The sequence below is a fragment of the Cyanothece sp. BG0011 genome (genome assembly GCF_003013815.1).
In the GTDB taxonomy this organism is placed as follows: domain Bacteria; phylum Cyanobacteriota; class Cyanobacteriia; order Cyanobacteriales; family Microcystaceae; genus Crocosphaera.
Genome location: NZ_PRLH01000215.1, coordinates 1 through 7,768, shown reverse-complemented (window position 1 = coordinate 7,768; position 7,768 = coordinate 1). Strand labels below are relative to the sequence as shown.

Sequence of the window (7,768 nt, the reverse complement as noted above, 5' to 3'; positions counted from 1 at the left end):
TTTATTATAGCTTACAATAGATTAACAACTCAATTGTTGTCAAAGTCACATTCCCCTAAAATTTTTGTGTAACCTTTTCTAAAGCGCGATCGTTACATTTCTTATATATCTGACTGATAAGTTTTAAAAATGACTACTATACAGCCTCCTTCCACCAAAGAAGACATTTTGCAATATTTACTCAAACAGGGTCGAGCTACCGCAGCCGAACTCGCTGAATCTCTCGAAATCACCCCCCAAGCAACGCGCCGTCATTTAAAAGACCTCGAAACTGAAGGATTACTCGAACATCATCCCTTGCAAGGAGGGTTAGGACGACCCCAATATATCTATTCTCTCAGTAAACAGGGCCGCGATCGCTTTCCCAATCAATATGGAGAGTTTGCGGTGTCTTTTTTAGATACCTTAACGGAGACAATGGGAGAAAACCAGGTCAAAGAGATATTACGCAAGCAATGGCAACGGAAAGCTGATGATTATCGACGACGCATGGGTCAAGGTTCCTTAAAGGAGAGGGTGCAGACGTTAGTTAAACTGCGACAGGAAGAGGGTTATATGGCTGAACTACACCATGCTAATGAGGAAAATGGCTTAAATGGTCAAGAGGAAGGTTATCTCCTGGCTGAACACCATTGTGCTATTTCTGAGGTAGCAGAGTCTTACCCAACCGTATGCGGTCATGAACTAGAAATGTTTGCCGAAATTTTACCCGATTGTATTATAGAACGAACCCATTGGATTAATGAAGGGGAACATAATTGTGGGTATTTAATTCGGGTTAAAAAATAGCCGTGATTGATTTTTTATTATTAATGTTATTGCCTTTTGCTTATTCTATCTAGGTTATAATATTTTGTATAGACCTAGCTCTTGGAATGATAGAAAAATTTTTGTAATATAGACTATATCGTTTAAACTCAGTAACCATTAATTAATATGAATCAGCCTCAATCTCCTGCTCAATTTTTAACCCCTGGAGAATCAGCCGATGTGGATAAAGCATTATTAACTGCATCCGAAAAGTTTTTAACTCGTTTAACTATTTCTTCTTTGAGATTATTAACTATCATTGCTAAAGATTTAGAGGTTTCTGTAGAAGATTTAACCCATCAACAAGTGATTGACTGGTTTGAAAAAGATGGAAAAATCCGACGGGAACAAGGGGCAGATGCTGCAGTTTTGAAATGGTAAGTTAATTGATTATTTATGATAATCAATCCCTTTTATCTAGTTTATAGGTGTTTCAAGTTAAAGATATTTTAGTATGAATCGTAATCATACTGAGGAACTGCAATTAAAATAAATAGAAAACTCAATGATATTACTATAGTTTATTTAATAAGGGTAAATTTTTAAAATAATTGTGTTTTCCCACTTCCGAGAAACAGGGTTACAGGGTAAAATAGGCCATGAATCCTTCTAGAATAAATATAAATGAACGAACCGGTTGTTAATACTTCAGAAGAAATAGCACCCGACATTCAAACCCCATTAGAATCCCAAGATACGTTATCACAAACCATCAAAACCTTGGGACTCACTCAAATTCAAAGACATTTGTTTCTTTGTGCAGACCAAACGAAACCCAAATGTTGCCCTAAAGCAACCAGTTTAGAGGCTTGGGACTATCTTAAACGTCGTCTCAAAGAACTCAAACTTGACCAAGTCACAGAAGCACAACCTTCTTGTATTTTTCGCACGAAAGCCAATTGTTTGCGAGTTTGTATGGATGGGCCAATTCTAGTGGTCTATCCTGATGGTGTTTGGTATCGTCAAGCAACCCCTGAAGTGATTGAACGCATTATTCAAGAACATCTCATTGGTAATAAAATCGTCGAAGACTATGCCTTCTGTACCCATGCGTTACCTCAACCCTTGAATAAACCCCCATTCAAAACCATTAAAAATAAATCCACTGACCTTGATCATGAGATAATAGATCAAAAGACGTAATAAACTGTTACTTAAAAACAATCCTCCAAGGTTAAGATTGAATTAACATCGTTTTAATTCCCACCATAACCTCTACACAGAATCCTTATCAAAATTTAGCTGAGAAAACAAGATGGCACCCTTAAAAGATAACTCACAAAAAGATAATAAACACTTATTATTAGTTGATGATGATCCTAACCTAGTTTTGCTGGTGAAAGATTATCTTGAATTTCAAGGGTACGAAGTAACCACCGCAGAAAATGGCAAAGAAGCCCTCGAAGTCTTAACTAAACAGATTCCTGACATGATTATCTGTGATGTGATGATGCCCGAAATGGACGGTTATACCCTCATTGAAAAAGTGCGTCAAGATGCTCGTACCAGTTGGGTTCCTGTGATGTTTCTTTCTGCCAAAGGACAAAGCCAAGACAGGGTAAAAGGACTGAATACCGGGGCTGATGTCTATATGGTAAAGCCCTTTGAACCAGAGGAGTTAGTGGCTCAAGTCGAATCATCTCTCAAACAAGCGAGCCGTTTAATGCGTCATAAGGCTAATATTTCCTTAGACGATAGCACCCGTATTCAGGTTCCCAGTAACGTAGAATTGACCCCAACGGAAACAAAAGTGGTTCAGTTAGTAGCTCAAGGGCTATCTAATCGAGATGTGGCTGAAAAACTCAGTGTCAGTCAACGCACCATAGAAAGTCATGTTTCTAATATGCTTAATAAAACGAATCTTCACAACCGCACCGAGTTAGCTCGTTGGGCGATTGAAAATAGTATTGCTTAAACATTGTTCGCTATCCATAGAAGCCCCATAAACTGACTGCAAATCAGTGTGGGGTAATTTTTGTGATGTTTTTCAACTATTTTGAAATTTATAACCTGAGAAAGATTAATTATTTTTCTAAGAGGACTAAGATCAGAGTATTTATAGCCAGTTTCAATAATGGATGAAAATGATCTGTTGTCTTGTTTTCACCAGGTGATTGGTGATTTCAATGGACTTGCTATTTAGTATTAAGTATTAAATTATTGGTAAGGTCGAAGGGTTGAAACAGTTTGATTATTACCCATTGCCTAGGTTTAATGATTTTTACTACGACAATAAATAAGGCCTGAATCAGATGAAAACCTCACTCAGTTATATAAAGTTAATTTTATTTTTTTTTATTGCCCTATTAAGTAGTTGTGATAATTTAAACTTTTCAAACTCAATTAAATCACAATCATTACTTAGCCAAAATGAAAACAACAGTAACATTAATTTAACCCAAACTTGTAGCAATCAAAAAGTTGGTTATCAAGTTAATTATCCTCAAGATTGGCAAACCAATTCGGGTAAGGTTATGAACGATTGCCAAGTTTTTGATCCGACTTCTGCTAAAGTTCCGGAACAAACTGAAAGTATTAGTAAAGCCATTTATTTAAGAGTAGAAGAAAATACACCTTTTGATTTAGTCAGTCAAGAAAATTTAGGAGAGAAACACCTCTCAAAAGAAACCCTTACCATTGATTCTTATCAAGCAGTAGCCGTTGAAAGGCAATCTACTGGTAGAGCCATGTTACCAAAAGGTCAACAAAGCTATAGCTATATTGTGGATTTAGGCGACCGCACGATGATTGCAACGACCTATGATGTTCCAGGTAATAATTATCCAAAAAATAAGCAAATTTTAGATGCTATGTTCAAAACAATTGAATTTAATAATAATTAACTTCAGTAAATAAATAACAATAAATCAACGTTATTAATGAGTTTTTTATCCTCTTTAACGACGAATCTGATTGAGGAACAATAGTCATGAAAGTATCTAATCAAACAACTCAAATTTTAATGGCCATTATTGCCATTATTCTCGTCTTAGCTGCTCTTAAAGCAACTCAACCCATTTCAATGCCCTTGGCCTTTGCATTTTTTATTGTTGTTTTAGTTTATCCTTTACAAAACAAACTTGAACAAAAGCTGCCTCGTTGGTTAAGTTTAATTATTGTTTTATTGGTACTTGGGGGTGTTGTTGCGTTAGCCCAAGGCGCATTGTCATTAAGTGCAGAAATTATTGAACCCAAAATTCCCAAATATCTGGATCGTTTAGAAGAAATGTGGGAAACGGTTCAAGATTGGGCGAATAATTATGGTTTACCCGTACCTCAATTTAATTCTCAAATCAATAATACACCCATTCAGTTAACACAACAGGCAATTACTGGATTTCAAACACTGGTGTCAACCGTAAGTTTATTAATTTTAACCATTTCTTTGCTGATTTTACTACTTTTAGAAGTTAGTCAATATAAGCGCAAAGTTCAACAAGCTTTTTCATCTCGAATGAGTCAACATATTATTAATGCTGTGGGCAATACTAGCGAGAAATTACGGCGTTATCTAACCGTCATGACTTTTACCTGCATTTTAACAGGAATTTTAACGGGTATTTGGTGCTTAATTATTGGGGTTGATCTTGCTTTAGTTTGGGGTTTAATTGCTTTTATTCTTAACTATGTTCCTACCCTTGGTTCAATTATTGCTGTGATTCCTCCCACCTTAATTGCTATTTTATTTAATGGCATTCCTCGCGGTATTGCAACAGTAATAGGATTAGGGATTATTCAAGTAATAATGGGAAATTTTGTTGATCCCCGAATACAGGGAAAAACGCTGCAACTCTCTCCTTTTATTGCTTTGTTTTCTATTGTATTTTGGGGGTGGATTTGGGGAATTCCTGGTGCTATATTAGGGATTCCTATGACTATCTCAATTATCTTATTTTGCGAAGAGTTTGAAACCACTCGTGGCGTAGCAATTATGTTAGGTGAGGTTGAATAATTATTCTCTTATTTGGCTTTCATAATTAGGGTCTTGTGTGCCAAGAACTTTATCCCAAAAAGTAAAATATAGCCCATAATTTATCTGATATTTTAAATGATGAAGAGAATGATGAGCCGGTCCAATAAACCACTTTCCTAACCAATGATGAGGAAAGGACAAAGGTAAGCGATCGAGTCCTAAATGATTGACAACAGCCCAGATCGTCATGGTTATTAAAACTGCAATGAGGGTGATAAAATGTAGTGGAATAACATAAACAATTACAACAAAAAATAAAGACTGAACAACAGCTTCTAAGGGATCGAAAGCAAAGGAAGTCCAAGGAGTTGGATAGCGTGACTGATGATGTCCTCGGTGTAGTTTATGAAAAAGGAAGGGATGATGAAACAAACGATGGGTAAAATAAAAATAGCTATCTTGGAGAATTAAAACACCGATATAGCTAATGATAAAATACCATAATTGATGACCTTGAAAATCACTATAAAGACAAGTTAATCCCGAATCATAACTTGACATAATTAAAGCAGCTACGATCGCAAAGATGATTGAGGATAAAATAGACAGTTTAATATCTTGGTAAATTAACTTACGAGAGGGAGCGGGGGACTCTAAATAGGGGTTAGCAAAGCTTTCACTTAAGGATGAATAAAAAAACAAATAGGTTGATCCTGCTACCAAAAAATATCTAATTAAAATGATTCCAAAAAAAGCAAGACTGTAAAATTTTAATGAACGTTGGACTAAATTAATTTCCATAGTAATTTTTTTTGTACTTTTGACCTATCAATTAACTCATTAACTTGATTTCTCTTCACTGATATCTTACACCAAGATAAGAAAACTTACCTACTAAAACGAATAAAATCAATTCTATAACCATTAGGAGCAAAATTAAACCCCCCTGTTCTAGAGTTCTCTACCTTCATCAGTAATTTTATTGAAGGTACAAGAACTAGTTTATAGAAAACTAAAAATATAGTCAAAAACTGATCACAAAAAGAATCTTTGACTATATTAATATAGGGAGGTGATAATATTTTGGCTGATGGAAACTAATTTAACTTAACGTTCAAGAACGTTATCGCTTTTTCTTAAATAGAGTACAGCGATCCCAATAATTAAAAAAGCAATTCCCCACCATAATGAATTACCAGGAAGCACTTTTAGTAAAAGGGTAACAATACCCGATGTAATGAGAGACCATCCTACTGTTGTTCGATATTGCATCATTATCTATATGACCTTAAATCCGTTAATTGTCAAGGAATTTATTCCTAATATTAACGTTACTGATAAAATAAAATAACAACATCTATCTACAGAAATAAGACTGAAGAAAAGTTGATGGTTTTTTTTGTAATTTAATTAAAACTTTGATTTTCTTATAAAAGATTGATAAATTCCCTCATGAAAAATTAATAGATGTTGTCATAGCAGTAATTCAGTGTTTTTTGAGAGAGAGATATGACGTTTAACTTTATTGTATTCCTTTTTGCTTCTTAGTTTGACATTCTAACCGTGCTGGCTCTGTTTATTCGCTCTGTTTATGTTATAATTGCTATGATAATAAGGTGTAAACCTAAATTGACTTGCTTCCTTAGCTCAGTTGGTAGAGCAACTCACTTGTAATGAGTAGGTCGTCGGTTCAAGTCCGACAGGGAGCTTATCCATATTTTTATCTTTGTGAGTTTCCTGTACTTTGGCGTATCCCTATGTTAATTTTTTTTTCGTTACAATGCAAAATATTAAATCTCCTTAAAGACAGAGTATTTTTTTTGAGATTTATGTAATTATATAACATAACCATTTTGATCTCCGCGGGTAGTCCCGTCGGAGTTTCTGCTTATTTGGACAACAGAATAAAAATAAGGGTTCAACTCCCTGTTAAACCCTTAATCTATCGTTATCGTTGCAAAACCTAATTCCTTGAATCGGTCAATCGCTTTAATCTCCTAAACAAATACCTAACCCTCTGGCCGTTTTGACTAACGTTTCTTCTGGGTCAACCGTACGATAGGTTTTGATCGCTTCAGCAATGGGAACACTGACAATCTCTCGATTTTTCCATGCAACCATCTGATCAAATTTTCCCTCAGCAATTAAATCAACCGCAGCCACCCCAAAAGCTGAACCTAAGAGGCGATCCATAGGGGAAGGTATCCCCCCCCGTTGAATATGGCCAAGGACGGTTACACGAGTTTCTGCCCCTGTTTTCGCCCCTATTTGTTCGGCAATATACTTGCCAATACCCCCTAAGCGATCTTCCCCTAGTTGCTGTATTTGACTGACTTGTTCCCCGACTTCCGTTCGTACTGCTTCGGATACCATTACTAAACAAAAATTTTTACCTTGTTGCTGTCTACTGCGAATTTTTTGGCAAACTTTGTCTATTTTATAGGGAATTTCAGGAATGAGGATGACATCTGCCCCCCCTGCAATACCGGCTGCTAAAGCAATATGTCCGGCATCTCTTCCCATCACTTCTAAAACCATGACCCGGTTATGGCTGGCTGCGGTAAAATGAAGACGATCAAGGGCTTCTGTGGCGATGTTGGTGGCGGTATCAAACCCGATAGACACCTCTGTTGCACCGACATCGTTATCGATAGTTTTGGGAATACCTACGAGGTTAATGCCTCCCTGTTGTGCCAAACGGCGCAAGATGGCTAAACTACCATCCCCTCCAATGCCGATTAAAGCATCTAATCCTAACTTATGATAACCGTTAATAATGTCTGAGGAGCGATCGCGTAATGTCCCGTCACTCATGGGGAAAGCAAAGGGATTCCCTTTATTAGTGGTGCCTAAAATTGTACCTCCCATTAACAATAAATTATCCAATATATCTAACTTTAAATTATCTAATGTCTCTAGTTGAAATTGGATACACTTAGGGGGATCACTCATTAATCCATGCGTCGCTTCTTTGATGCCGATGACTTCCCAGTTATAGGTTCCTACCGCATGATATACCACTGCACGAATAACGGCATTTAATCC

9 protein-coding genes and 1 tRNA gene are annotated in these 7,768 nt (G+C 36.3%); 7 read left to right on the top strand and 3 right to left on the bottom strand.

Features of this window, described 5'->3' with window-relative positions; all coding sequences use genetic code 11:
• Positions 1–129: 129 nt before the first annotated feature.
• From sufR to C4E06_RS26880, 6 genes are all read left to right on the top strand, one after another.
• Positions 130–789 (top strand): iron-sulfur cluster biosynthesis transcriptional regulator SufR, encoded by a 660-nt coding sequence (sufR, locus tag C4E06_RS26905; RefSeq protein WP_107671390.1) that lies wholly within the window; start codon positions 130–132, stop codon positions 787–789.
• A gap of 147 nt (positions 790–936) precedes the next feature.
• Positions 937–1,191, top strand: coding sequence for a hypothetical protein (locus C4E06_RS26900; protein ID WP_107671389.1), 255 nt, complete (start codon positions 937–939; stop codon positions 1,189–1,191).
• 243 nt (positions 1,192–1,434) lie between these two features.
• Positions 1,435–1,953 carry a ferredoxin gene (locus tag C4E06_RS26895; protein WP_107671388.1) on the top strand — a complete coding sequence of 173 codons (519 nt, stop codon included), beginning with the start codon at positions 1,435–1,437 and terminating at the stop codon, positions 1,951–1,953.
• Positions 1,954–2,065: 112 nt separating this feature from the next.
• Positions 2,066–2,725 (top strand): response regulator transcription factor, encoded by a 660-nt coding sequence (locus C4E06_RS26890; RefSeq protein ID WP_107671387.1) that lies wholly within the window; start codon positions 2,066–2,068, stop codon positions 2,723–2,725.
• A 337-nt stretch (positions 2,726–3,062) separates the two neighbouring features.
• A complete protein-coding gene (locus C4E06_RS26885; RefSeq protein WP_107671386.1) occupies positions 3,063–3,653 on the top strand; it encodes a hypothetical protein in 591 nt (196 codons plus the stop codon).
• An 86-nt stretch (positions 3,654–3,739) separates the two neighbouring features.
• Entirely contained in the window at positions 3,740–4,762 is a 1,023-nt protein-coding gene (locus C4E06_RS26880; protein WP_107671385.1) for an AI-2E family transporter, read from the top strand.
• Here C4E06_RS26880 and C4E06_RS26875 read toward each other — a convergent pair whose 3' ends face one another.
• Both C4E06_RS26875 and C4E06_RS27490 read right to left on the bottom strand, forming a co-directional pair.
• Positions 4,763–5,524 carry a sterol desaturase family protein gene (locus tag C4E06_RS26875; RefSeq protein WP_107671384.1) on the bottom strand — a complete coding sequence of 254 codons (762 nt, stop codon included), beginning with the start codon at positions 5,522–5,524 and terminating at the stop codon, positions 4,763–4,765.
• 306 nt (positions 5,525–5,830) lie between these two features.
• The gene (locus C4E06_RS27490; protein WP_157951264.1) at positions 5,831–5,998 is read right to left on the bottom strand and encodes a hypothetical protein; all 168 of its coding nucleotides are present in this window, start codon (positions 5,996–5,998) and stop codon (positions 5,831–5,833) included.
• Between the two features lie 361 nt (positions 5,999–6,359).
• On the opposite strand from C4E06_RS27490, the gene C4E06_RS26870 reads away from it, so the two are divergent.
• Positions 6,360–6,432: transfer RNA gene (locus C4E06_RS26870), tRNA-Thr, on the top strand.
• Positions 6,433–6,712: 280 nt separating this feature from the next.
• Here the strand turns inward: C4E06_RS26870 and C4E06_RS26865 are convergent.
• On the bottom strand, positions 6,713–7,768 hold a 1,056-nt coding region (locus tag C4E06_RS26865; RefSeq protein ID WP_107671383.1), incomplete at its 5' end, for an ATP-dependent 6-phosphofructokinase.